We start from the raw sequence: 24,076 nt of genomic DNA on the forward strand, positions 1-24,076 counted from the left end.
GATGCATGATGTTAATGACGGCAGCCAGGCGGAGCAGAAGAAGAGCAAGCTGCTGGAGCAGATGCGGCGCGTCGGCGAATCCTCCGGGCGCAACCGGGCCGAACGTTTGAACAGGCAGCCGCCGGCACAACAGCGCCAGGCAGCGCGGTTCGAAGACTTGCCGGAGTACAAGCGCGTCGCAACGCAGCGCATCGCCGGCGAATTGCTCGGCGTTGCCAACCCCTTCTATCGCTCGCACGATGCTGCGGCCGGGGCGACGACACGCATTGGCGGACGCGAATTCATCAATTTCGCCTCTTATGACTATCTGGCGACCAATACCGATCCGCATGTCGCGGCAAGCGCCAAACAGGCGGTCGATCGTTTCGGTATCTCGGCTTCGGCGAGCCGCCTGGTCGCGGGCGAGCGTCCGGGGCATATCGAATTGGAACGGAAGCTTGCCGCGGTCTATGGCGTCGATGCCGCCGTCTGCTTCGTCAGCGGCTATCTGACCAATGTCGCGGCGATCGGCTGCCTCATGGGGCCGCAGGATCTGGTGATCCACGACGAATTCATTCACAACAGCGCGCTCGCCGGCATCAAGCTGTCGGGTGCAGCACGCCGGCTCTTCCAGCATAATGACGTCGACAGCCTAGAGACCATCCTGAAGACACTGTCATCCGATTTCCGCCGCATCCTGGTCGTCGTCGAAGGCATCTATTCGATGGATGGCGATATCGCCGATCTGCCGGCCCTGCTGGAGCTGAAGGCGCGTTACGGTTTCTGGCTGATGGTCGACGAGGCGCATGCGCTCGGCATTCTCGGCAAGACGGGGCGTGGTACTTTCGAGCATTTCGGCCTCGATCCCCGGGACGTCGATATCTGGATGGGCACGCTTTCAAAGACGACCTCGAGTTGCGGCGGCTATATCGCCGGCAGCCGTGCGCTTGCCGATATTCTGAAGGCGGAAGCCGGCGGCTTTGTCTATAGCGTCGGGCTGTCGCCCGTTCTTGCCGCCGCCGCTATCGCCGGTCTCGATATCCTGCAGTCCGAGCCCGAGCGAACCGAACGTCTCGGGCGCAACGGTCGGCTGTTCCTCGAAGAGGCTAGGGCGGCAAGCCTCGATACCGGCCTCAGTGCTGGCCATTCGGTCGTGCCCGTCATCGTCGGCGATTCGCTTCGGGCAGCGCAGCTTTCGAACGATCTGCTGGCCGAAGGTATCAATGTCCTGCCGATCATCCATCCGGCCGTCCCCGAAGGCATGGCGCGGCTTCGCTTCTTCATCACCTGTAACCATACCGAAGAGCAAATTCGGCACGCCGTCGCGCTGACGGCAGAAAAACTGAAGAGTTTGCTGGACCGCAATTTCGGGCTCGCATCACTCGATATGGACAAGATGATGCAATTGCTGCCAATGGGCCTAGCCCCGACCGGCCCGTAAATTCAGGACGATTGTCTCATGCACGTTATCGTCACGGGAGGTTCGAGTGGAATTGGTCTGGCGATAGCGAAACTATATGCGGCCAGGGGGGATCGCGTTTCGCTTCTCGCCCGTCATCCCGGACGCCTCGAGGAGGCGCGAGCCGAGATCGCATCGCTTCAAGGCATCGACGGCGCCCTTATCCGGGTATGTTCCGTGGACGTGGCTTCGGCCGAGGAGACCGCGCAGGCGGTGGAGCTTTGCGAGGCGTCCTTCGGCCCCTGCGATATCCTCATCGCCTCGGCTGGTATCGTCGAACCCCAGGTCTTCGACGCGATGCCGGTATCGGTTTTCGATGAGCAGATCGCCATCAATTTCCTCGGAACGGCAAATGCCGTTCGCGCTGTCTACAAGGGCATGAAGCGGCGGCGCGGCGGCCGGATCATGATGATCTCCTCGGGTGCTGCCCTGATCGGCATCTTCGGCTATACCGCCTACTGCGCATCGAAATCGGCATTGGCCGGATTTGCTGAAGCCTTGAGTGCCGAGGCGGCGGCCACCGGCATATGCGTTTCCATCTGCTTTCCGCCCGATACGCTGACGCCACAATATCGGCGCGAAATCTCCCGCAGACCGCGCGAGGCGGAAATCTTGATGGGATCCGTCAAGCCTTGGAGCGCGGAGGCGGTGGCCGCGAGAATCGTTCGCGGGCTGGATCGGGGACAGGCCAAAATCCACTTCGGATTGTCTCTGACCGCGCTTGCCTATTTCGGGTCGCAGATAAAGCCGGTGCTGAAATGGTGGCTTTCGCGCAAAACGCGAAAAATATTTGGGCAGGATGCATATCCCGGTCTTGCCGAGACGGCCGAGCAAGGTTTTGATCGTGATAAGTAATACGAAACAATTGTCGGATCCGTTCCCGCGGATTTGGAAAACGTTGCGACAGGCAGCAGGCATTTGGATGGCGCGATCTTGAAGCTGCATGATTTTCCAATTCTTTTGACGGTCGCCTGCTTCGTGTTTTCCTGCGTCATCGTCTTCCTGACCGATCCGTTTGCGATGCCGGTGGCCGTCAATGCGCAGAACCGCACGGCAAGAAGCTGGCGGCGCCTCGTTTGCGATTGGGCGGTGCGAATTCCGGTCATTGCACTGATCTATGCCGCCTTCTTCGCGATTTCCTGGCGCCCCATCTACAGCACGCAGGCGGTCATCAGCTTCTTCGTCATTTTCTCGGGAATTTCGCGGGCAAAATTCGAATTCATCCGGGAGCCCTTGGTATTTTCGGACATAGCGCTGGTGGTCGATGTCTTCAAATACAAGGAGATCTTCTACGCGACGTCGCTGAACATCGTCTTCTGGGTGATTGCCTTCGCTTACGTATTCGGCCTCAGCGGCCTTTACATGTATATGGAGCCATCGGTTCTGCCGGCTTCCAACGGCTTGCTCTGGGTTCTCCTGATGCTTGCCGTTGTCTTTGCGCCCTGGCTTGCCCTGTTCAGCCGAGTTGTTAGCGAACCGGTATGCCGTTTCACGCAGAAGTTCTTGGGCAAGGTCGATGTCAAGATCGATACCGTGCGGTTCGGCACCTTCGCTTCCGTGGTCTTTCATTTCGTCATCTGGGTCGGTGTCCGGCGCGAGGCGATCGTCTCGGAATTATCCGGTCGTTTCATCTCGGCGCTTCAGGAGCTTTGGGATCACGGCGAGGACGAGCCGCTCATTGTCGTCTGGCAATCCGAATCCTTCATCGACCTCAGGCATTTCGGCGTCAAAAACGTCAAGCTCCCGAATCTCGACCGCTTGCGAGAGCGGGCCGCGCAATGGGGCCGCATGACCAGCGTTTTCGAGGGAGGCTACACGCTCCGGACGGAATTTGCTGTCTTGAGCGGGTTGCTGCCCGAAAATGTACATATCGACGCCAGCTATCCCTATCTGCGCGCCAGCCATTACAAGGATGTCGTCTGGCCGGCGCGACTCAAGAAAGCGGGCTGGAAAACGCAGTTCATTCACCCCTACGACAAGACCTTCTTCCTCCGTCACAAGGCATTGCCGCAACTCGGCTTCGATCGAATGATGATGCTGGACGAATTCGATCACAATCCGGACCGCGATGGCCCTTATGTCAGCGATCTCTCGCTGACGAAGAGCGTGATTCGGACGATCGACGATGATGGCACCGACAAGAATTTCGTCTTTGTCGCATCCATGGCGAATCATGGCCCCTGGGAGCCGGGTCGTTGCGGGGATCTGGTCGATCCCGTGGATATTTATGGCGAGCTGCTGATGCGCGCCGATCACGCGCTCGGCAATCTTGCCCATCATCTCGACAGGCTGGATCGCCCAGTTTGGCTTTTTTTCTATGGCGATCACGCGCCTTTGCTGAAGGCCTTCGCCGACCCGTTCCCGGATCCGCGGACCGATTATGTCATCGTTCCTCTTGGCCGCGCACGAGCCCATTCGCAAAAGCCGCAGCCACCGCGGGAAGAGGCGCCGTGGAACCTGATCGGCACGTTGCTGCATTATGCGGGCCTTCGGGCCGAGGTTCCGGAGTAATGGGCGACGGGCAGGGGAAACGGGACGATACCCCTCGCACGTTCCTGTTTCTGCAGGGGCCATCCTCGCCGCTCTTCATCGAGATCGCCGGACTCCTGGAAATGGCAGGCAGCCGCTGCATTCGCATCAACCTCAATGCCGGCGACTGGGTTTCGTGGCGCTGGCGCAACGCCTTCAATTATCGCGGCGATTTTGCCGGCTGGCGCGCCTATGTCAGCCGGCGAATCGAGGCCGAAAATGTCACCGACATGATATTGCACGGGGAAGAGCGTCCCTATCATAAGGTCGCCATCAAGGAGGCGCGCCGGCTGGGTGTCGGCATCAACGTCGTCGAGATGGGATATTTGCGGCCGGATTGGGTGACTCTGGAGCGCGACGGGCTCTCCTCCAATTCGCATTTTCCGGATGATCCCGGCCATATTCTCGAAGCGGCGTCCGATCTGCCCGATCCGGACTGGACGCGCCGTTACAGCCAGACGTTCCTCGCCGAAGCGCTCTACGACCTCGTCTATTATCTGCCGACCGTCTTTCTATGGTTTCTCTATCCGGCCTATCGGCGTCATGGGCTCTATCATCCGCTTATGGAATATGCCGGGTGGTTGAGGAGACTTCCCTCAAGCAGCAGAAGGTCGCGTGAAGCGGAGGACGTGGTCGAGCATCTGCTTGCTGGTGGCAAGCGATTCTTCGTCTATCCACTGCAGCTTCAGACCGATTTCCAGCTGCGGGCGCACTCGCCCTTTCATCGGCAGCAGGATGCCATCAGGCTGATTCTCCGGTCTTTTGCGGAAAATGCCGCGCCGGAAACGCATCTCGTCCTGAAACTGCATCCGCTCGACAACGGACTTATGGATTGGAGGGCCTATGTCGACAACATCGGCGCTTCCTGTGGATTGTCCTCCCGTCTCCATTTCATAGATGGCGGCGATCTCGACCGGCTGATGGCCGCGAGCGAGGGGATGGTAACGGTCAATTCCACGGCGGCACTTACGGCATTGCGGGCCGGCAAGCCCGTCAAGGCGCTGGGCGCGGCGATTTACGATATAGAGGGCCTGAGTGACCGGGGGGATCTGGATCGATTCTGGCATGAGCCGAGGCCGCCATCGCCGGAGCTGCGCGATGCATTCTTCAAGCTGCTCGCGACCGCCATACAGGTCCGCGGCAATTTCTGCTCGGGGGAGGGCGCGCGTGCCGCCGCCGTTGAGATTGCCGAGAGATTGTTGTCACGGACGGTCAATCTGCCCGACGGCTATGTCGACCCGCCGCCGCGGCGACGGCCATCGAAGATTCATGTGCCGTGAGCGTGACGAAAAGGAAATGGTCGCAGGAAGGATCTTCGACCCTGAAATTGACAATACAGCGACTTACATGTGGACTGGAGCCGAACCTGGCGCAGCGATTCGACGCCGGGAAAGCGAATAACGGTTTGCCGGGAGCAAACATCATGGATGACAGCAGGATGGAAAGGTTCATGCTGAAGGAGCTGCTGATGATCATCGCAGCCCTTGTACTTGTTTCCGCCGTGCTTCTGGCAGTCGTTATTTTCGGCAATTACTGAGCTGCACTTAACCGGACACGAAAAACCGCCGTTCGGACACGAAAAGCATCGTTCCGATCTGAAAAAATCGCTGATTGAATTCGAGAGGGAGTGGTGGGCGATGAGAGACTCGAACTCCCGACATCCTCGGTGTAAACGAGGCGCTCTACCAACTGAGCTAATCGCCCTTCTGCGAAGCGGGTCATCGGCCCGCCGCGTTCGGTGGCCGTGATCTATGCGGAACGGGGAAAAACCGCAAGAGTGTTTGTGAAGATTTTTTGATTTTTTTGGATTTTGCGCATCTTTGGCCACCCGTCATCCACATCCATAAATGTGAAGACATGCCGATCAATGCGGTGCATATCAGGTGCCGATGAAATGCATGAGGCGGGAACCTGCCATGCCAAATCGACGGAACGGAAAATTACGGACAGGCTTGTCGATAACAATTCACACTCTGTCATCGATTTGTATTCAAACCTGCTTGACACCCAAACACGAACCCCGTAGTTAGCCGCTCATCGAACGGCGAGGGCCGCTTTGATGGGTGCGAAAGCATCCGGAATGCTTGAAATGAAATGCGGGTGTAGCTCAGTCGGTTAGAGTGCCGGCCTGTCACGCCGGAGGTCGCGGGTTCGAGCCCCGTCACTCGCGCCATTTCAAGGTAAATTCCGGATCTGGCACCGCGCCGAAAGGCCAAGCAATGCGCGGGTGTAGCTCAGTCGGTTAGAGTGCCGGCCTGTCACGCCGGAGGTCGCGGGTTCGAGCCCCGTCACTCGCGCCATTCTCTCCAAGCCATTACAATCAAACATCATTTTATTGCGATTGCGAAAGAGCCTTTTCGCGTTTGCGCCAATTTGTCGCGTTGTCGTCGCAACATATTGATATCAACCGCTCGACAGGACCTCGAACGACAGATTCAAAAGGCTTGCGCGCGCGCTCCGCCTGCGCTAACCACGGCTCTGTTGCAACGCTCTTTCGCTTGCTGGGCATTTGCTCAGATGCGCCGCCCCGGCGCTGACCGCAAGCAGGGATGGACATGATGACTGGACTGCTCAGTTCCTATATTCCGATAGCGATTTTCATTGGTATTGCCCTGGTGATTGGCCTGGCGCTGTTGATTACGCCGTTTGCCGTCGCCTTCAAGGCGCCTGACTCGGAAAAGCTGTCGGCCTATGAATGCGGCTTCAATGCATTCGATGACGCCCGCATGAAGTTCGATATCCGCTTCTACCTGGTATCGATTCTCTTCATCATCTTCGATCTGGAAGTCGCCTTCCTCTTCCCGTGGGCCGTCTCCTTCGGCGCGATCGGCTGGTTCGGCTTCTGGTCGATGATGGTGTTCCTGCTGGTGCTGACCATCGGCTTTATCTATGAATGGAAGAAGGGAGCCCTGGAATGGGAGTAGCCCCAAGCAACACGACGCTCGTAGCGCCGCAGCCGAAGGGGATCATCGATCCCGCGACCGGTAGGCCAGTCGGCAGCAACGATCCGTTCTTCGGCGAGATCAACAACGAACTCGCCGACAAGGGCTTTCTGGTCACCTCCACCGACGAGCTGATCAACTGGGCCCGCACCGGCTCCCTGATGTGGATGACGTTTGGTCTCGCCTGCTGCGCTGTCGAAATGATGCAGGTTTCCATGCCGCGTTACGACGTCGAGCGCTTCGGTTTTGCGCCGCGTGCCTCGCCGCGCCAGTCCGACGTCATGATCGTCGCCGGCACGCTCACCAACAAGATGGCGCCCGCACTCCGCAAGGTTTACGACCAGATGCCCGAGCCGCGCTACGTCATCTCGATGGGCTCCTGCGCCAACGGTGGCGGCTATTATCACTATTCCTATTCCGTCGTGCGCGGCTGCGACCGTGTGGTGCCGATCGATATTTACATTCCGGGCTGTCCTCCCACGGCAGAGGCGCTGCTTTACGGCGTGCTTCTGCTGCAGAAGAAAATCCGGCGCACCGGCACGATCGAACGGTAAGGCAGGGGACAGGTATCATGAGTGAAGCCCTGAACGAACTCGCGGCTTATCTGACGGAAGTTCGCGGCGCCCTGATCTCATCGAGCGAGATCAAGTACGGCGAGTTGAATGTGACGACGACGGCCGAAAACGTTATCGCCCTGCTGACCTTCCTGCGTGACGACGCCAAATGCGGTTTCGTCAACATCACGGATATCTGTGGCGTGGACTGGCCGCAGCGCGCCGAGCGCTTCGATGTCGTCTACCATCTTCTTTCGCCGAAGAAGAACCTGCGCATCCGCGTCAAGGTTCCTGTCGGCGAGGATCAGCCTATACCCTCTGCTTGTGGCCTTTTTCCCGGCGCCGATTGGTTCGAGCGCGAAACCTGGGACATGTACGGCGTTCTTTTCACCGGACACCCGGATCTGCGCCGTATCCTGACCGATTATGGTTTCGAAGGTCACCCGCTGCGCAAGGACTTCCCGACGACCGGTTTCGTCGAAGTCCGCTACGATGATGCCGCCAAGCGCGTCGTCTATGAGCCAGTGGAACTGAAGCAGGAATTCCGCAATTTCGACTTTTTATCTCCTTGGGAAGGCACGGATTACGTGCTGCCAGGCGACGAAAAGGCGAAGCAGTAAGCTGAGGCAATAGGCAGTAGCCAATAGGCAATAGGAGAATGGCAAACGGCGATTAATTCCTATCAGGACCTTACGGTGTGGCAGCGCGCCATGGATCTTGCTGTAGAATGTTATGCTCTGACTAAGGAATTTCCGAAGGAAGAGATTTACGGCCTGGTCTCGCAAAATACGGCGTGCATCCGTATCGATCGCGGCAAATATCGCGGAAGGTTATGGGCGCGAAGCGACAGGAGCTTATGTCCATCATCTGAAGATTGCACAAGGTTCGCTGAAGGAGTTGGAGACGCATCTGATAATTTCGACGCGAGTAGGCGTCGTCACCCTGGAGCAAGTTGGGTCGGCGATATCGATGAGTGACGAAATCGGAAGGATGCTGCGTTCCCTTATCCGCCGGCTGCAGGACGAACGACATGGATATGAGAGCTAACGGTTACACTATTGCCTATTGCCTAGTGGCTAATGCCTGCAATAAGCGGAGCGCATTGCAATGACAGAACATAACGTTCGCAACTTCAACATCAATTTCGGTCCGCAGCATCCGGCTGCGCACGGCGTTTTGCGTCTTGTCCTCGAATTGGACGGCGAAATTGTGGAACGCGTCGATCCGCATATCGGCCTGCTGCATCGCGGCACTGAAAAGCTGATCGAATCGAAGACCTATCTTCAGGCCGTTCCTTATTTCGACCGCCTCGACTACGTGGCGCCGATGAATCAGGAACACGCCTATGCGCTCGCCGTTGAAAAGCTGCTCGGCATCGATATCCCGATCCGTGGCCAGCTGATCCGCGTGCTCTATTCGGAAATCGGCCGCATCCTGTCGCATCTTCTCAATGTCACGACGCAGGCCATGGACGTCGGCGCGCTGACGCCGCCGCTGTGGGGCTTCGAAGAGCGCGAAAAGCTGATGGTGTTCTATGAGCGCGCCTCCGGCTCTCGCATGCACGCAGCCTACATTCGTCCGGGTGGTGTTCACCAGGATCTCCCCGAAAAGCTCGTGCAGGATATCGGCGACTGGTGCGATCCCTTCCTGAAGGCGCTCGACGATATCGACGACCTTCTGACCGGCAACCGTATCTTCAAGCAGCGTAACGTCGATATCGGCGTGGTCTCGCTGGAAGACTGTTGGGCCTGGGGCTTCTCCGGCGTGATGGTCCGCGGCTCGGGCGCCGCATGGGACCTGCGCAAGGCGCAGCCCTATGAATGCTATTCCGATCTCGAATTCGACATTCCGATCGGCAAGAACGGCGATTGCTACGACCGTTACCTCATCCGCATGATCGAAATGCGCGAAGCCGTCCGCATCATGAAGCAGTGCGTCAATCGTCTGCTGGGCGATGCCAGGGTCGGACCGGTCTCCTCGCTCGACGGCAAGGTCGTGCCGCCGAAACGCGGCGAGATGAAGCGTTCGATGGAAGCGTTGATCCACCACTTCAAGCTCTACACCGAAGGCTATCACGTGCCGGCGGGCGAGGTTTACGCGGCTGTCGAAGCGCCGAAGGGCGAGTTCGGCGTCTATCTCGTCTCCGACGGCTCCAACAAGCCCTATCGCTGCAAGATCCGTGCGCCGGGCTATGCGCATCTGCAGGCCATGGACTTCATGTGCCGCGGCCATCAGCTCGCCGACGTCGCCGCGGTGCTTGGTTCGCTCGACATCGTGTTCGGTGAGGTGGATCGCTGATGCGAGCCTGGCAGGTTGCTATCCCTGTGGTCTTGTTTGCCTGCGGCGTTTCGGCCCAGCAGACGGGCAACACACAGGCCCTGCCGAACATCAATATGCAGGGTTCGACCGCAATCGGCGGGAAGTCTGCAAAAGGTGGAAGTGAGGTACAGGCGAGCGCGGATTCCACGATCGCCGATCTCCTTTCCCGTGGTTATCAAATCAAGGCCGCTGTGCCGAACGGTGGCAAGTTTGTTGTGTTTATGCAGAAAGACCAGTCGGCCTATGCCTGCGAATTCTCGTCCCTGACGAATACGCGGTGTGGGTCCCTAAACTGAGATAAGGCGTGAAAGATGTCCGTTCGTCGACTTGCCGAAGATCAATTCCAGCCTGCCGCCTTCGCCTTCAATGCGGAGAATACGGTCTGGGCTGAAAAGACGATCAAGAAATATCCCGATGGTCGCCAGCAGTCCGCGATCATTCCGCTGATGATGCGCGCGCAGGAGCAGGAAGGCTGGGTCACCAAGGCGGCTATCGAAACGATCGCCGACATGCTGGACATGGCCTATATCCGCGCGCTTGAGGTCGCAACCTTCTACACCCAGTTCCAGCTGCACCCGGTTGGCACGCGCGCCCACGTCCAGGTTTGCGGCACGACGCCTTGCATGCTGCGCGGTGCCGAAGGGCTGATCAAGGTCTGCAAGAGCCGGATCAACGACCATGCCTTCGAGCGCAATGCCGATGGCACGCTTTCTTGGGAAGAGGTCGAATGTCAGGGCGCCTGCGTCAACGCGCCGATGGTGGTGATCGGCAAGGATACCTATGAGGATCTGACGCCGGCACGCCTCGAAGAAATCATCGACGCGTTCGCCGCAGGCAAGGGCAGTGAAGTTCCGACCGGCCCGCAGATCGATCGCGTTTTCTCCGCTCCCGAAGGTGGTCTGACGAGTTTGCTGTCGGATGAGGCGAAGGCAAAGGGCGCAGCAGGCAAGGCCAAGACGACCGCCGAGGCTGTTTCGGTTCCGCCGTCCGAAGCTGCCCATGCCAAGAGCACGGACGCGGAAACCAACACGAGCCTGAAGACGCCGGCAACGGCACCGAAGGAAGCAGCCAAGAATGCCAAGGCCGCTGAAACGCAGCCGCTTTCGGGAACCGCGGCGTCCGCAGCTGTATCGGAAAAGGCGGGCAGCGCCCAGAAGCCTTCGCTCGATGACAAGGATCGTCCGGCTGGTATCGAAAAGCCCGCACAGCCGGATAATCTGCAGCTCATTTCAGGTGTCGGTCCGAAGATCGAAGGGACCTTGCATGAAATCGGTATTTTCACCTTCGCACAGGTTGCGAGCTGGAATGAGGCCGAGCGCCGCTGGGTCGATGGCTATCTGAATTTCAGGGGCCGGATCGAACGTGACGATTGGGTCAGGCAGGCTGAGGCACTCGCTAAGGGTGGCGAAGCGGAATATATCAAGGTCTTCGGCAAGAAGCCGCGGTAAGAGGTGAAGCATGTTACAGGATCAGGATCGCATCTTTACCAATATCTACGGCCTCAAGGATAAGTCTCTGAAGGGCGCGATGTCGCGCGGCCATTGGGACGGCACGAAGCAAATCCTCGAAAAGGGTCGTGACTGGATCATCAACGAGATGAAGGCTTCCGGCCTTCGTGGCCGCGGCGGCGCAGGCTTCCCGACCGGTCTCAAGTGGTCCTTCATGCCGAAGGAAAGCGACGGTCGTCCGCATTATCTGGTCGTCAACGCCGACGAGTCCGAACCGGGCACGTGCAAGGACCGCGATATCATGCGCCACGATCCGCATACGCTGATCGAAGGCTGCGTCATCGCCGGTTTCGCCATGGGTGCGAATACCGCTTACATCTACGTTCGCGGCGAGTACATGCGCGAGCGCGAAGCTCTGCAGACAGCGATCGACGAGTGCTATGATGCCGGATTGCTGGGCAAAAACAACAAGCTCGGCTGGGATTTTGATGTTTTCGTTCATCATGGCGCAGGCGCTTACATCTGCGGCGAGGAAACCGCGCTGCTCGAAAGCCTGGAAGGCAAGAAAGGCCAGCCACGCCTGAAGCCGCCATTCCCGGCCAATATGGGTCTCTACGGCTGCCCGACCACCGTCAACAACGTCGAATCCATCGCCGTTGCCCCGACGATCCTGCGTCGCGGCGCCGGCTGGTTCTCCTCTTTCGGCCGTCCGAACAATGTCGGCACGAAGCTGTTCATGCTCTCCGGCCACATCAACCGTCCCTGCACGGTTGAGGAGACGATGGGCATCACGTTCCGCGAGCTGGTCGAAAAGCATGGCGGCGGTATTCGCGGCGGCTGGGACAATCTGCTGGCCGTCATCCCCGGCGGCGCATCGTGCCCGGTCGTTCCGGCCGCCGATATCATCGACTGCCCGATGGATTTCGACGGCCTGCGCGAGGTCAAGTCGTCCTTCGGCACGGCTGCGGCGATCGTCATGGACAAGTCGACCGACATCATCAAGGCGATTGCCCGTATCTCGGCTTTCTTCAAGCATGAGAGCTGCGGCCAGTGCACGCCGTGCCGCGAGGGCACGGGCTGGATGTGGCGCGTTCTTGAGCGTATGGCACGCGGCAACGCCCAGAAGCGCGAGATCGACATGCTGTTCCAGGTGACGAAGCAGATCGAAGGCCATACTATCTGTGCGCTCGGTGACGCCGCCGCATGGCCGGTGCAGGGTCTGATCCGCAATTTCCGTCCGGAGATCGAAAAGCGCATCGACCAGTACACCGCCAATGCGACGAGCCACGGCGCGGTGCTGGAAGCAGCCGAATAAGGACCGATGATGGCGAAGATCAAGGATATCAGGCAGGGAAGCGGAGCGACCGATCACGTATCGGTCGATTTCGGCCGCATCGCCGCCGATATGCTGCGGGATTCGCCAGCCATGCCGATCCATCCGCTGATGGCGCATCCGGCAGCGGCGTTCGCTGCTGCGGCAGCCATTGGTTTCGGCGTTACATCACAGATCGCCGGCGCGTTCTTTGGTGCGTTTCAAGGTGCGGTCGAGGCGGCAAGCAAGCGTGCCGCCGAGCCGGGCGAAGAGAAGGATGTCCTTGCCGCTGCGGAGCCGACGGCAAGGAAAGAAGGGGCAGGGGAGGTGAAGCCGGTCAAGGCATCGCCTGCCGCCAAGCCGGTCGTTTCGAAGCCGGCGGCTGTCAAGCCGAAGCCGGCAGTCGCAAAGAGGGCCGAAGCAAAGCCGGTTGCCGCTGCTGAGATCGTGACGGCGCCCGCCAAGAGCAAGGCCCCTGCCGAGAGGAAGGCCAAGGCTGAGGTGGTGGCGCCGATAGCCGCAAAGCCGGCGCCCGTTCGCAGCCGCAAGGCCGCGGTAAAGGCTGACGACCTCAAGCGTATTTCGGGTGTCGGCCCGAAGCTCGAGCAGGTGCTGAACGGACGTGGTATCAGGCGTTTCGCCGATATCGCCGCCTGGAGCGATGCCGATATCGAGCGGATCGACACGGAACTCGGCTTCGATGGTCGCATCCGGCGCGATGACTGGGTCGGCCAGGCGAAGGCGCTGCTGCCGAAAGGGCGGAGTTGAGTTTTCCTCGGCTGCATCCGGTGGCCGGGGAGGGTGAATGAACGCGATTGGGATGATTGCGGGGATGCCCGCGATGTTGCGATCGCAAAGCTGGTCTTGCGGGGACAAGGCTTGGCAAAGCTTATTGTGAGCAAACCGGTGCTATCAGGCGTTTGAGCCGCCCCGATGGCAATCCGGTCTGCGATCATGAAATTGTCTGCGGCCAGATCGGGCTGGAGACGTGACATAGGACTGAGTGGACGATGGCTAAACTGAAGATTGACGGTAAAGAGATCGAAGTTCCGGATCACTACACGCTTATCCAGGCGTGCGAGGAAGCCGGCGCCGAAGTCCCGCGCTTCTGCTTCCATGAACGACTGTCGGTGGCCGGCAATTGCCGCATGTGCCTCGTCGAGGTGAAGGGCGGCCCACCGAAGCCACAGGCATCCTGCGCCATGGGCGTTCGCGATATCCGCGGCGGCCCGAACGGCGAGCTTCCGGAAGTCTTCACCAACACGCCGATGGTCAAGAAGGCCCGTGAAGGCGTGATGGAATTCCTGCTGATCAACCACCCGCTGGATTGCCCGATCTGCGACCAGGGCGGCGAATGCGATCTGCAGGACCAGGCCATGGCCTTCGGTATCGACAGCTCGCGCTATCAGGAAGACAAGCGTGCCGTCGAAGACAAATATATCGGCCCGCTCGTCAAGACCGTGATGAACCGCTGCATCCACTGCACGCGCTGCGTCCGCTTCACGACGGAAGTTGCCGGCATTTCCGAACTCGGTCTCATCGGCCGCGGTGAAGATGCTGAAATCACCACCTATCTCGAGCAGGCAATGACCTCCGAGCTGCAGGGCAACGTCGTTGACCTTTGCCCGGTTGGCGCGCTGACCTCGAAGCCCTTCGCCTTCACGGCTCGTCCGTGGGAGCTGAACAAGACCGAATCGATCGACGTCATGGACGCCCTCGGCTCGGCGATCCGCGTCGATACCCGCGGCCGCGAAGTCATGCGCGTTCTGCCGAGGGTCAACGAGCAGATCAACGAAGAGTGGATCTCCGACAAGACCCGTTTTATCTGGGACGGCCTGAAGACGCAGCGCCTCGACAAGCCCTATGTCCGCAAGGACGGCCGCCTGCAGCCGGCGACCTGGAGCGACGCTTTCGCCGCCATCAAGTCGGCCGTTTCCGCCACCAGCGGCGGCAAGATCGGCGCGATCGCCGGCGATCTCGCCTCGGTCGAGGAAATGTATGCCCTCGGCGAGCTGCTGAAGTCGCTGGGATCGGAAAATCTCGACTGTCGCCAGGACGGGACGGCGCTTGATCCGTCGCTTGGCCGTGCAAGCTACATCTTCAACCCGAGCATCCAGGGTATTGAAGCCGCCGACGCGCTGTTGATCATTGGCGCCAATCCGCGCTTCGAGGCTGCCGTGCTGAATTCGCGCATCCGCAAGCGCTGGCGCCGCGGCAAGTTCCCGATCGGCGTGATCGGTGAAGCCGCCGACCTTCGCTACTCCTATGATTATCTCGGCGCTGGGCCGGACACGCTGGCCGATCTCGTCAGCGGCTCGCACAGCTTCGCCGATGTGCTGAAGAATGCGCAGAAGCCGATGATCATCATCGGCCAGGGTGCTCTCACCCGCGAAGACGGTGCCGAGGTTCTGGCAAATGCCGCCAAGCTCGCTACCGCCGTCGGCGTCGTCAAGGAAGACTGGAACGGTTTTGCCGTGCTGCACACGGCAGCTGCGCGCGTCGGCGGCCTCGATCTCGGCTTCGTGCCGGGCACAAAGGGCGTCAACGCCGCTGCCATGCTATCGTCGATGGATGTCCTCTTCCTGCTGGGCGCAGATGAACTTGACTTCAGCCGCAAGGGCGCGAAGTTCACGGTCTATATCGGCTCGCATGGCGATAACGGCGCTCAGAACGCCGATGTCATCCTTCCTGCGGCCGCCTATACCGAAAAGTCGGGCACCTGGGTCAACACCGAAGGCCGTGTCCAGATGGGCAACCGCGCCGGTTTCGCACCAGGCGACGCCCGCGAGGACTGGGCGATCATCCGTGCTCTTTCCGACGTGCTCGGCAAGAAGCTTCCCTTTGATTCGCTGAGAGAATTGCGGGCCAAGCTCTACGCAGCCTTCCCCCATTTCGCCGGGATCGACGAGATTGCCGAAGGCGATAGCGCCCAAATTGCCGCACTTGCGAAAAAAGCCGGCGCGATGGGCAAATCGGCATTTGCTTCGCCGATCAAAGACTTCTATTTGACGAACCCGATAACGCGCGCATCGGCTGTCATGGCCGAGTGCTCGGCATTGGCCCGCAACAATTTCCGCGTTGCGGCAGAGTAAGGGCAGAGGACTATGGATTCATTCGTTTCGACCTATCTCTGGCCGGCGCTGATCATGATCGGCCAGTCTCTGCTGCTTCTGGTCTGCCTGCTGATCTTCATCGCCTACATTCTGCTTGCCGACCGCAAGATCTGGGCAGCCGTCCAGCTGCGCCGCGGCCCGAACGTCGTCGGCCCGTTCGGTCTGTTCCAGTCCTTCGCTGACTTGCTGAAGTTCATGTTCAAGGAGCCGATCATTCCGGCCGGCGCCAACAAGACCGTGTTCCTGCTGGCTCCGCTGGTTTCCGTGGTGCTGGCACTGTCGACCTGGGCCGTCGTGCCTGTCGCGCAGAATTGGGTCGTCGCCGATATCAACGTCGGCATCCTCTACATTCTGGCGATCTCGTCGCTTGAAGTTTACGGCATCATCATGGGCGGCTGGGCTTCGAATTCGAAGTATCCGTTCCTCGGCGCGCTGCGCTCGGCGGCACAGATGGTGTCCTACGAAGTCTCGATCGGCCTCGTCATCGTCACCGTCCTGCTCTGCGTCGGTTCGCTGAACCTGACGGATATCGTGCTGTCACAGCAGACCGGCCTCGGCACCAAGCTCGGCCTGCCGGCCTCGTTCCTCGACTGGCACTGGCTGTCGCTGTTCCCGATGTTCATCGTGTTCTTCATTTCGGCTCTGGCTGAAACGAACCGTCCGCCTTTCGACCTTCCGGAAGCGGAATCGGAGCTGGTTGCCGGCTTCATGGTTGAATACGGCTCTTCGCCCTACATGATGTTCATGCTCGGCGAATATGCCGCCGTCGTCCTGATGTGCTCGCTGACGACGATCCTCTTCCTCGGCGGCTGGCTCCCTCCGATCGATATCTGGATCCTGAATTGGGTTCCGGGCATCATCTGGTTCCTGCTGAAGTCGTGCCTGGTTTTCTTCATGTTCGCGATGGTCAAGGCCTTCGTGCCGCGCTACCGCTACGACCAGCTCATGCGCCTTGGCTGGAAGGTTTTCCTGCCGCTGTCGCTCGCCATGGTCGTTATCGTTGCATTCGTGCTGAAGCTGACGGGATGGGCATGATGATGTCTTTCCCCGCTTCTGGCAGTTTTGGAGGTTAAGATGGCCGGTTTGTCCAATGCCGTCAGCTCGCTGTTCCTCAAGGAATTCGTCGGCGCGTTCTTTTTGTCGATGCGTTATTTCTTCAAGCAGAAGGCGACGATCAATTACCCCTTCGAGAAGGGGCCGGTCAGCCCGCGCTTCCGCGGCGAACATGCGCTGCGCCGTTATCCCAACGGTGAAGAGCGCTGCATCGCCTGCAAGCTCTGCGAAGCCATCTGTCCTGCCCAGGCCATCACCATCGAAGCCGGGCCGCGCCGCAACGACGGCACCCGCCGCACGGTGCGTTACGACATCGACATGGTGAAGTGCATCTATTGCGGCTTCTGCCAAGAGGCGTGCCCGGTCGACGCTATCGTCGAAGGGCCTAACTTCGAATTTGCCACCGAGACCCGCGAAGAGCTCTACTTCGACAAGGCGCGGCTACTCGACAATGGCGACCGCTGGGAACGCGAAATCGCGCGCAACATCGCGATGGATTCGCCGTACCGCTGAGCGGAGTTTTGAATATGCCGTGACAGGCGGCCACGATTGTCGCCGTTGCGGTTGAATCTAGACCGGGGCTTTGCCGGACCTATTGTCCGGCCGAGCTCCATCGGGCAGGGAAACTCCCGGCTGCCCGGGGGAAGACGAAAAAGGCACCAACATGGGTCTGCAGGCTCTTTTTTTCTATATCTTCGCCTTTGTCGCTGTGGCGTCGGCGTTCATGGTCATCTCGGCGCGGAATCCGGTCCATTCGGTCCTGTTCCTCATCCTGGTATTCTTCAACGCGGCTGGCCTCTTCCTGTTGATGGGGGCTGAATTCCTGGCGATGATCCTGCTGGTCGTTTATGTCGGTGCCGTGGCGGTTCTCTTCCTCTTCGTCGTCATGATGCTCGATATCGACTTCACCGAGCTGAGAGCCGGCATTCTGGAATATGCCCCGATCGGCGCGCTGATCGGCATTATCCTCGCCGCCGAACTGATTGTCGTCATCGGCGGCAGTGTGATTTCGCCCACTATTGCCAAATCCGTCGCCATGCCGATCCCGGCGCCGGCGACCCGGACGAACACCGCCGCCCTCGGCGACGTGCTCTATACCAATTACGTCTATTTCTTCGAGATCGCTGGCCTCGTTCTGCTGGTCGCGATGATCGGCGCAATCGTGCTGACGCTGAAGCATCGCACGCACATCAAGCGCCAGAACATTTCCCAACAGGTCGCCCGCACGCCCGCGACTGCCGTCGAGGTGGTCAAGGTCAAGCCGGGGCAGGGCGTCTGAGGCGGGGCACGAGGATCAAAGGAACAAGAACATGGTCATCGGACTTTCCCATTACCTCACGGTCAGCGCCATCCTCTTCGTGCTCGGCGTTTTCGGTATCTTTCTCAACCGAAAGAACGTCATCATCATCCTGATGTCCGTCGAGCTCATATTGCTCGCCGTCAACATCAACATGGTCGCCTTCTCGTCGTTCCTCAACGACATCGTCGGCCAGGTTTTCGCTCTGTTCATTTTGACTGTCGCCGCCGCCGAGGCTGCCATCGGTCTTGCAATTCTCGTCGTCTTCTACCGTAACCGCGGCTCCATCGCCGTCGAAGACGTCAACGTGATGAAGGGCTGATAAAGCTATGTTCTTATATAAGGCTATCGTCTTTCTTCCCCTGATTGGCGCTGTTATCGCCGGCCTTTTCGGCCGTGCGATCGGCGCCAAGGCTTCGGAATATGTTACCACCGGCCTGATGATCATCGCGGCCGTCCTCTCGTGGATCGTCTTCTTCACGGTGGCGCTCGGCCATACGGATGGCCCGATCAAGGTTGAAGTGCTGCGCTGGATCCAGTCCGGCGGCATCGACGTTTCCTGGGCGCTGCGCGTCGACACGCTGACCTCGGTGATGCTGATCGTCGTGAATTCGGTCTCGACCCTGGTTCACGTCTATTCGATTGGATACATGCATCATGATCCGCATCGTCCGCGCTTCTTCGCCTATCTCTCGCTCTTCACCTTCGCCATGCTGATGCTGGTGACCTCCGACAACCTCGCCCAGATGTTCTTCGGCTGGGAAGGCGTCGGTCTCGCCTCCTACCTGCTGATCGGGTTCTGGTTCAAGAAGCCGTCGGCCTCCGCAGCGGCGATCAAGGCCTTCATCGTCAACCGCGTCGGCGACTTCGGTTTCGTACTCGGCATTGCCGGCGTCTTCGTTCTCTTCGGCTCGATCAATTTCGATGTCATCTTCGGCAACGCACAGAGCTTTGCCGCAGGGCAGGGCGGTCAGCCGGGCGATATCGTGCTCAATTTCCTCGGCATGCATCTCGATCGCGGCCATGCTCTGACGGCCGTCTGCCTGCTGCTCTTCATGGGCGCGATGGGTAAATCGGCGCAGTTCCTGCTGCACACCTGGCTGCCGGACGCCATGGAAGGCCCGACGCCGGTTTCGGCGCTCATCCATGCCGCAACCATGGTCACCGCCGGCGTCTTCCTCGTCGCCCGCATGTCGCCGATCTTCGAACTGTCGCAGGATGCGCTGACCGTCGTTACCATCATCGGCGCGATCACGGCCTTCTTCGCCGCAACCGTCGGCCTCGTGCAGAACGACATCAAGCGCGTCATCGCCTACTCGACCTGTTCGCAGCTCGGCTACATGTTCGTCGCCCTCGGCGTCGGCGCTTATGGTGCTGCGATCTTCCATCTGTTCACCCACGCCTTCTTCAAGGCGCTGCTCTTCCTCTGTGCCGGCTCGGTCATCCACGCCGTCGACGGCGAGCAGGACATGCGTCATATGGGCGGACTGCGCCCGCATATCCAGAAGACCTTCTGGATGATGATCATCGGCACCTTGGCAATCACCGGCGTCGGCATCCCGCTGACCCACATCGGCTTTGCCGGCTTCATTTCGAAGGACGCGATCATCCTGGCGGCTTTCGCCTCGCACAATGCAGCCGCCGGCTTCGCCTTCACGCTGCTCGTCATCGCCGCGATGTTCACCAGCTTCTATTCGTGGCGCCTGATCTTCATGACCTTCTTCGGCAAGCCCCGCGCGTCGCACGAGGTCATGCACCATGTACATGAATCGCCGAACGTCATGTTGATCCCGCTCTACCTGCTGGCGATCGGCGCTGTTGCCGCCGGCATGTATTTCAATGCCGATTTCGTCGGTCACGCCTACGAGGAATTCTGGAAGCATGCGCTGTTCACGCTCCCGGACAACAAGATCCTCGAAGAGATGGAACATGCGCCTCTGTGGGTTGAGCTCAGCCCGTTCATCGCCATGCTGCTCGGCCTCGTCACCGCCTGGTATTTCTATATCCAGTCGCCGGAAACGCCGCGCCGTCTCGCCCAGCAGCAGCGCGTGCTCTACGAGTTCCTCTTGAACAAGTGGTACTTCGACGAGATCTATGACTTCCTCTTCGTCCGCTCCGCCAAGGCGCTTGGCCGCTTCCTTTGGAAGAAGGGCGACATCGGGGTCATCGACACCATCGGCCCGAACGGCATTGCCGCCCGCGTCGTCGATGTCACCAACCGCGTCGTGCGCCTGCAGACCGGCTACCTCTATCACTATGCCTTCGCGATGCTGCTCGGCATTGCCGCCCTCGTTACCTGGATGATGCTCGGGAGTTCCCTCTGATGACCGATTGGCCTATTCTTTCAACGGTCACGTTTCTGCCGCTGGTCGGCGTCCTTCTCCTGCTGTTCACGCAGGAGAACGGGGCCAACGGCCGCCGGAATGTCCTGAACATCTCGCTGGCGACGACCATCGTCACCTTCATCGTGTCGCTGTTCGTCTGGATCTGGTTCGACAATGCCAATCCGGGCTTCCAGCTGATCGAAAAGCATGAGTGGCTGACCGGCGGCATCAGCTATCATATGGGCGTCGACGGCATCTCCATGCTGTTCGTCATCCTGTCGACCTTCCTGATGCCCTTCTGCGTACTCGCGAGCTGGCTGTCGGTCGAAAAGCGGCTGAAGGATTACATGATCGCCTTCCTCGTCCTCGAGACGATGATGGTCGGCGTGTTCGTGTCGCTCGATATCGTGCTGTTCTACGTCTTCTTCGAAGCCGGCCTCATCCCGATGTTCCTGATCATCGGTGTCTGGGGCGGCAAGGATCGTGTCTATGCCAGCTACAAGTTCTTCCTCTACACGCTGCTCGGCTCCGTGCTGATGCTGCTCGCCATCATGGCGATGTATTGGCAGGCCGGTACGACCGATATCCCGACGCTGCTTGCTTACAAGTTCCCGCCGCAGCTGCAGACCTGGCTATGGCTCGCCTTCTTCGCCTCCTTCGCGGTAAAGATGCCGATGTGGCCGGTCCACACCTGGCTCCCTGACGCGCACGTGCAGGCGCCGACGGCAGGCTCGGTCATCCTGGCAGGCGTTCTCCTGAAGCTTGGCGGCTATGGTCTCATCCGCTTCTCGCTCGGCATGTTCCCGAACGCTTCGGAATATTTCGCGCCGCTCGTCTTCGCGCTCTCGGTCATCGCCATCATCTACACCTCGCTGGTCGCGATGATGCAGGACGACATCAAGAAGCTGATCGCCTATTCGTCGGTCGCCCACATGGGTTACGTGACCATGGGTATCTTCGCGGCCAACCAGCAGGGCGTTCAGGGTGCGATCTTCCAGATGCTGTCGCACGGCATCGTCTCGGGCGCGCTCTTCCTCTGCGTCGGCGTGATCTATGATCGCACCCACACCCGCGAGATCGTGGCCTATGGCGGCCTGGTCAACAACATGCCGAAATATGCCGTCGCCATGATGGTCTTCACCATGGCCAATGTCGGTCTGCCTGGCACGTCCGGCTTTATCGGCGAATTCCTGACCCTGATCGGCGTCTTCCGCGCCAACACCTGGGTTGCGCTCTTTGCCGCGACCGGCGTGATCCTGTCGGCGGCTTACGCGCTCTGGCTCTACCGCCGCGTCATTTTCGGTGCGCTGGAGAAGGAAAACCTGAAGAAGCTTCTGGATCTGTCACCGCGTGAACAGCTGATCCTCTATCCGCTGATCGCGCTCACGATCCTCTTCGGCGTCTATCCGGCTCCGATCTTCGATGCCACGGCCGCTTCGGTGGATCTGCTGGTGAACAATTATACCGCTGCCCTGCACGCTGCGCAGAATGTTGCGCTGTCGATGAATTGATGACGGGACTTATTCGACATGACTGCTGACACAATTCTTGCAAGCCTGCATCTTTCCATTCCGGAGCTCATCCTCGCGGTCGGTGCGCTTGTGCTGCTCATGATCGGCGTCTTCTCGGGCGAGCGGTCGGGACCCACGGTCACCGGTCTTGCCATCGCGCTTCTCGCGGTGGCCGGTCTCTGGATCATCTTCGTGCCGGGCGAGGGGCTTGCCTATGGCGGCGCCTATCTCGCCGATGGCTTCTCCCGCTTCATGAAGATCGTCGCGCTGGTCGGCTCGATCGTCGCCATGTTCCTCAGCATGGGGCAGGCGCGCGAGCAGCAGCTCGATCGCTTCGAGTTCCCGGTTCTGCTTGTGCTCGCGACCCTCGGCATCCTGCTGATGATCTCGGCGCACGACCTGATCTCGCTCTACCTGTCGCTGGAACTGCAGTCGCTGGCCCTCTACGTCGTCGCCGCCATCAACCGCGACAGTGTCAAGTCGACCGAAGCCGGCCTGAAGTACTTCGTTCTCGGTGCGCTGTCGTCGGGCATGCTGCTTTACGGCATGTCGCTGGTTTACGGCTTCACCGGTCACACGACCTTCGATGCGATCGCGACTGCACTCAGCGCCGAGACCCATTCGCTCGGCCTCGTCTTCGGTCTGGTCTTCGTGCTTGCCGGCCTCGCCTTCAAGATCTCCGCCGTGCCGTTCCACATGTGGACGCCCGACGTTTATGAAGGTGCGCCGACGCCGGTTACCGCTTTCTTCGCGGCCGCGCCGAAGGTTGCCGCCATGGCGATCCTGACCCGCATCGTCGTCACCGCTTTCCATCCGGTGCTTGCCGACTGGCAGCAGATCATCGTGTTCATCTCGATCGCCTCGATGCTGCTCGGCTCCTTCGCCGCGATCGGTCAGCGTAATTTCAAGCGACTGATGGCCTATTCGTCGATCGGTCACATGGGCTATGCGCTCGTCGGCCTCGCCGCCGGCACCAAGACCGGCGTCTCCGGCGTCATGCTCTACATGGTCATCTACATGGTCATGACGCTCGGCTCCTTTGCCATCATCATGGCGATGCGCCGCAAGGATGGCCGCCAGGTTGAAAACATCGACGATCTCGCCGGCCTTTCTACGACCAATCCCTTCATGGCGGTCGTGTTGACGGCGCTGATGTTCTCGCTGGCCGGCATTCCGCCGCTCGCAGGCTTCTTCGGAAAGTACTTCGTCTTCGTCGCGGCTATCCAGGCGCATCTCTATGCGCTCGCCATCATCGGCGTTCTGGCCTCGGTCGTCGGCGCTTACTACTATCTGCGCGTCATCAAGGTAATGTGGTTCGATGAAGCCAAGGACGAATTCACACGCACGGCCGGTTCGCTGCGCCTCGTCTTCGGTCTTTCCGGCCTGTTCGTCATCACCTATGTCTTCTTCGGTGGCGCAATCGGCGGTGCTGCCGATCTCGCTGCCGCGACGCTGTTTTGATGGCGTCTGACATGAATAGCCGGAAGTCGCTCGCCGACTTCCGGCACGATGCCCTTCAAGAGACGTCGTCCACGAATAGCGTGTGCCTCGAGCGTGCACGTGCCGGCGATCCCGGGAACCTTTGGGTGACCGCCGAGCGCCAGACGGGTGGACGCGGTCGCCGCGGTCGCCCTTGGGTGTCGGAAGCCGGCAATCTCTACGCCTCTCTTCTTCTGATCGATCCCGCTCCGATGGACCGCCTCGGTTCCCTGCCGCTTGCAGTCGCGGTTGCTGTACATCAGGCTGTTCGTAGCGTGCTGCCGCTGGCCGCAGAACCTGCAGAGATCAAGTGGCCCAATGACATATTGATCGGCCGCAAGAAAACCTGCGGTATCCTGATCGAAGGCGAGGCCTTGCCCGACGGCCGCTATGCGCTCGTCATCGGCATCGGCATTAATATTGCCGTCATGCCTGACAATCCGATGTATCCCGTCACCTGCCTCAGGCAGCAGGGCTCGATGGTGTCGCCGGATGAGCTGTTTGCTCATCTTTATGGTGCCATGTCCGAAGCGCTTGATGTTTGGAATCGCGGCAAGGGCGTTCGCGAGATCACAGCGCGCTGGCGCGAAGTCGCATGCGGCATAGGGGAAAACATCACGGTGAACTTACCGGATCGCTCGATTTCGGGCCATTTCTCCGGAATCGATGATAATGGCTTGTTGCTGCTCGAGACCGAGGACGGCAGGATCATGCCGATCGCCGCGGGCGACGTTTTTTTTAGATGATGGTTGGGGAT

At 59.7% G+C, this 24,076-nt stretch carries 21 protein-coding genes, 3 tRNA genes and 1 pseudogene; 24 read left to right on the top strand and 1 reads right to left on the bottom strand.

From position 1 onward, the window contains the following. The first annotated feature begins 1 nt into the window (after position 1). From PH552_RS11165 to PH552_RS11180, 4 genes are all read left to right on the top strand, one after another. Positions 2–1,420: an aminotransferase class I/II-fold pyridoxal phosphate-dependent enzyme gene (locus PH552_RS11165; RefSeq protein ID WP_113250616.1), complete on the top strand. Its 1,419-nt coding sequence runs from the start codon at positions 2–4 to the stop codon at positions 1,418–1,420. Positions 1,421–1,438: 18 nt separating this feature from the next. Further along, positions 1,439–2,293, top strand: coding sequence for an SDR family oxidoreductase (locus PH552_RS11170; protein ID WP_113250615.1), 855 nt, complete (start codon positions 1,439–1,441; stop codon positions 2,291–2,293). 78 nt (positions 2,294–2,371) lie between these two features. Then, a complete protein-coding gene (locus tag PH552_RS11175) occupies positions 2,372–3,949 on the top strand; it encodes an LTA synthase family protein (protein WP_113250758.1) in 1,578 nt (525 codons plus the stop codon). Further along, on the top strand, positions 3,949–5,247 hold the full coding sequence (locus tag PH552_RS11180) for a capsule biosynthesis protein (protein ID WP_113250614.1): 1,299 nt from the start codon (positions 3,949–3,951) through the stop codon (positions 5,245–5,247). Before PH552_RS11175 ends, PH552_RS11180 begins: the two co-directional genes overlap by 1 nt. A gap of 348 nt (positions 5,248–5,595) precedes the next feature. Here the strand turns inward: PH552_RS11180 and PH552_RS11185 are convergent. Further along, positions 5,596–5,671, bottom strand: a tRNA-Val gene (locus PH552_RS11185). A gap of 392 nt (positions 5,672–6,063) precedes the next feature. On the opposite strand from PH552_RS11185, the gene PH552_RS11190 reads away from it, so the two are divergent. The 20 genes and pseudogenes from PH552_RS11190 (at position 6,064) to PH552_RS11285 (ending at position 24,065) form a co-directional block, all read left to right on the top strand. After that, positions 6,064–6,140 (top strand) — tRNA-Asp (locus PH552_RS11190). A gap of 50 nt (positions 6,141–6,190) precedes the next feature. Beyond that, positions 6,191–6,267, top strand: a tRNA-Asp gene (locus PH552_RS11195). A gap of 258 nt (positions 6,268–6,525) precedes the next feature. Continuing rightward, positions 6,526–6,891 carry an NADH-quinone oxidoreductase subunit A gene (locus tag PH552_RS11200; protein WP_112344271.1) on the top strand — a complete coding sequence of 122 codons (366 nt, stop codon included), beginning with the start codon at positions 6,526–6,528 and terminating at the stop codon, positions 6,889–6,891. Next, positions 6,882–7,463 (top strand): NuoB/complex I 20 kDa subunit family protein, encoded by a 582-nt coding sequence (locus tag PH552_RS11205; RefSeq protein ID WP_015339504.1) that lies wholly within the window; start codon positions 6,882–6,884, stop codon positions 7,461–7,463. Before PH552_RS11200 ends, PH552_RS11205 begins: the two co-directional genes overlap by 10 nt. A 17-nt stretch (positions 7,464–7,480) precedes the next feature. After that, positions 7,481–8,083, top strand: a complete 603-nt coding sequence (locus tag PH552_RS11210; RefSeq protein ID WP_113250600.1) for an NADH-quinone oxidoreductase subunit C — start codon at positions 7,481–7,483, stop codon at positions 8,081–8,083. Positions 8,084–8,173: 90 nt separating this feature from the next. Continuing rightward, positions 8,174–8,510: pseudogene (locus tag PH552_RS11215) on the top strand (four helix bundle protein). 60 nt (positions 8,511–8,570) lie between these two features. Next, positions 8,571–9,761, top strand: a complete 1,191-nt coding sequence (locus PH552_RS11220; protein WP_113250599.1) for an NADH-quinone oxidoreductase subunit D — start codon at positions 8,571–8,573, stop codon at positions 9,759–9,761. Then, on the top strand, positions 9,761–10,078 hold the full coding sequence (locus PH552_RS11225) for a hypothetical protein (RefSeq protein WP_113250598.1): 318 nt from the start codon (positions 9,761–9,763) through the stop codon (positions 10,076–10,078). Before PH552_RS11220 ends, PH552_RS11225 begins: the two co-directional genes overlap by 1 nt. A 15-nt stretch (positions 10,079–10,093) precedes the next feature. Next, positions 10,094–11,230 carry an NADH-quinone oxidoreductase subunit E gene (locus tag PH552_RS11230; protein ID WP_113250597.1) on the top strand — a complete coding sequence of 379 codons (1,137 nt, stop codon included), beginning with the start codon at positions 10,094–10,096 and terminating at the stop codon, positions 11,228–11,230. Positions 11,231–11,240: 10 nt separating this feature from the next. Next, a complete protein-coding gene (nuoF, locus tag PH552_RS11235) occupies positions 11,241–12,545 on the top strand; it encodes an NADH-quinone oxidoreductase subunit NuoF (RefSeq protein WP_113250596.1) in 1,305 nt (434 codons plus the stop codon). 6 nt (positions 12,546–12,551) lie between these two features. After that, a complete protein-coding gene (locus tag PH552_RS11240) occupies positions 12,552–13,310 on the top strand; it encodes a 5' DNA nuclease (protein WP_483315489.1) in 759 nt (252 codons plus the stop codon). A 242-nt stretch (positions 13,311–13,552) separates the two neighbouring features. Next, complete coding sequence (gene nuoG, locus PH552_RS11245; protein WP_113250595.1) at positions 13,553–15,634, top strand: NADH-quinone oxidoreductase subunit NuoG; 2,082 nt, start codon at positions 13,553–13,555, stop codon at positions 15,632–15,634. Positions 15,635–15,646: 12 nt separating this feature from the next. Beyond that, the gene (gene nuoH / locus PH552_RS11250; protein WP_113250594.1) at positions 15,647–16,690 is read left to right on the top strand and encodes an NADH-quinone oxidoreductase subunit NuoH; all 1,044 of its coding nucleotides are present in this window, start codon (positions 15,647–15,649) and stop codon (positions 16,688–16,690) included. 39 nt (positions 16,691–16,729) lie between these two features. Continuing rightward, positions 16,730–17,221, top strand: a complete 492-nt coding sequence (gene nuoI / locus PH552_RS11255) for an NADH-quinone oxidoreductase subunit NuoI (protein WP_004122484.1) — start codon at positions 16,730–16,732, stop codon at positions 17,219–17,221. 151 nt (positions 17,222–17,372) lie between these two features. Next, positions 17,373–17,987, top strand: a complete 615-nt coding sequence (locus PH552_RS11260) for an NADH-quinone oxidoreductase subunit J (RefSeq protein ID WP_112344211.1) — start codon at positions 17,373–17,375, stop codon at positions 17,985–17,987. 31 nt (positions 17,988–18,018) lie between these two features. Then, complete coding sequence (gene nuoK, locus PH552_RS11265; RefSeq protein ID WP_007689961.1) at positions 18,019–18,327, top strand: NADH-quinone oxidoreductase subunit NuoK; 309 nt, start codon at positions 18,019–18,021, stop codon at positions 18,325–18,327. A gap of 7 nt (positions 18,328–18,334) precedes the next feature. Continuing rightward, positions 18,335–20,329, top strand: coding sequence for an NADH-quinone oxidoreductase subunit L (gene nuoL, locus PH552_RS11270; RefSeq protein ID WP_112344212.1), 1,995 nt, complete (start codon positions 18,335–18,337; stop codon positions 20,327–20,329). Then, the gene (locus PH552_RS11275) at positions 20,329–21,840 is read left to right on the top strand and encodes an NADH-quinone oxidoreductase subunit M (RefSeq protein WP_112344213.1); all 1,512 of its coding nucleotides are present in this window, start codon (positions 20,329–20,331) and stop codon (positions 21,838–21,840) included. Before nuoL ends, PH552_RS11275 begins: the two co-directional genes overlap by 1 nt. A gap of 18 nt (positions 21,841–21,858) precedes the next feature. Next, positions 21,859–23,301: an NADH-quinone oxidoreductase subunit NuoN gene (nuoN, locus tag PH552_RS11280; protein ID WP_113250593.1), complete on the top strand. Its 1,443-nt coding sequence runs from the start codon at positions 21,859–21,861 to the stop codon at positions 23,299–23,301. Next, on the top strand, positions 23,301–24,065 hold the full coding sequence (locus tag PH552_RS11285; RefSeq protein ID WP_113250592.1) for a biotin--[acetyl-CoA-carboxylase] ligase: 765 nt from the start codon (positions 23,301–23,303) through the stop codon (positions 24,063–24,065). The genes nuoN and PH552_RS11285 overlap by 1 nt, the downstream gene beginning before the upstream one ends. Positions 24,066–24,076: the final 11 nt, after the last annotated feature.

This window comes from Rhizobium aureum (assembly GCF_030182495.1).
Classification (GTDB): Bacteria; Pseudomonadota; Alphaproteobacteria; order Rhizobiales; family Rhizobiaceae; genus Rhizobium; species Rhizobium tropici_C.

Excerpts from the sequence above, each read along its gene's own strand:
- PH552_RS11285 (WP_113250592.1), top strand. The coding sequence starts at position 23,301 with ATGGCGTCTGACATGAATAGCCGGAAGTCGCTCGCCGACTTCCGGCAC.
- nuoK (WP_007689961.1), top strand. The coding sequence starts at position 18,019 with ATGGTCATCGGACTTTCCCATTACCTCACGGTCAGCGCCATCCTCTTC.
- nuoF (WP_113250596.1), top strand. The coding sequence starts at position 11,241 with ATGTTACAGGATCAGGATCGCATCTTTACCAATATCTACGGCCTCAAG.
- nuoI (WP_004122484.1), top strand. The coding sequence starts at position 16,730 with ATGGCCGGTTTGTCCAATGCCGTCAGCTCGCTGTTCCTCAAGGAATTC.
- PH552_RS11170 (WP_113250615.1), top strand. The coding sequence starts at position 1,439 with ATGCACGTTATCGTCACGGGAGGTTCGAGTGGAATTGGTCTGGCGATA.
- nuoL (WP_112344212.1), top strand. The coding sequence starts at position 18,335 with ATGTTCTTATATAAGGCTATCGTCTTTCTTCCCCTGATTGGCGCTGTT.
- PH552_RS11180 (WP_113250614.1), top strand. The coding sequence starts at position 3,949 with ATGGGCGACGGGCAGGGGAAACGGGACGATACCCCTCGCACGTTCCTG.
- nuoG (WP_113250595.1), top strand. The coding sequence starts at position 13,553 with ATGGCTAAACTGAAGATTGACGGTAAAGAGATCGAAGTTCCGGATCAC.
- PH552_RS11210 (WP_113250600.1), top strand. The coding sequence starts at position 7,481 with ATGAGTGAAGCCCTGAACGAACTCGCGGCTTATCTGACGGAAGTTCGC.
- PH552_RS11275 (WP_112344213.1), top strand. The coding sequence starts at position 20,329 with ATGACCGATTGGCCTATTCTTTCAACGGTCACGTTTCTGCCGCTGGTC.
- PH552_RS11260 (WP_112344211.1), top strand. The coding sequence starts at position 17,373 with ATGGGTCTGCAGGCTCTTTTTTTCTATATCTTCGCCTTTGTCGCTGTG.
- PH552_RS11230 (WP_113250597.1), top strand. The coding sequence starts at position 10,094 with ATGTCCGTTCGTCGACTTGCCGAAGATCAATTCCAGCCTGCCGCCTTC.
- PH552_RS11240 (WP_483315489.1), top strand. The coding sequence starts at position 12,552 with ATGATGGCGAAGATCAAGGATATCAGGCAGGGAAGCGGAGCGACCGAT.
- PH552_RS11220 (WP_113250599.1), top strand. The coding sequence starts at position 8,571 with ATGACAGAACATAACGTTCGCAACTTCAACATCAATTTCGGTCCGCAG.
- nuoN (WP_113250593.1), top strand. The coding sequence starts at position 21,859 with ATGACTGCTGACACAATTCTTGCAAGCCTGCATCTTTCCATTCCGGAG.
- PH552_RS11165 (WP_113250616.1), top strand. The coding sequence starts at position 2 with ATGCATGATGTTAATGACGGCAGCCAGGCGGAGCAGAAGAAGAGCAAG.
- nuoH (WP_113250594.1), top strand. The coding sequence starts at position 15,647 with ATGGATTCATTCGTTTCGACCTATCTCTGGCCGGCGCTGATCATGATC.
- PH552_RS11200 (WP_112344271.1), top strand. The coding sequence starts at position 6,526 with ATGACTGGACTGCTCAGTTCCTATATTCCGATAGCGATTTTCATTGGT.
- PH552_RS11225 (WP_113250598.1), top strand. The coding sequence starts at position 9,761 with ATGCGAGCCTGGCAGGTTGCTATCCCTGTGGTCTTGTTTGCCTGCGGC.
- PH552_RS11205 (WP_015339504.1), top strand. The coding sequence starts at position 6,882 with ATGGGAGTAGCCCCAAGCAACACGACGCTCGTAGCGCCGCAGCCGAAG.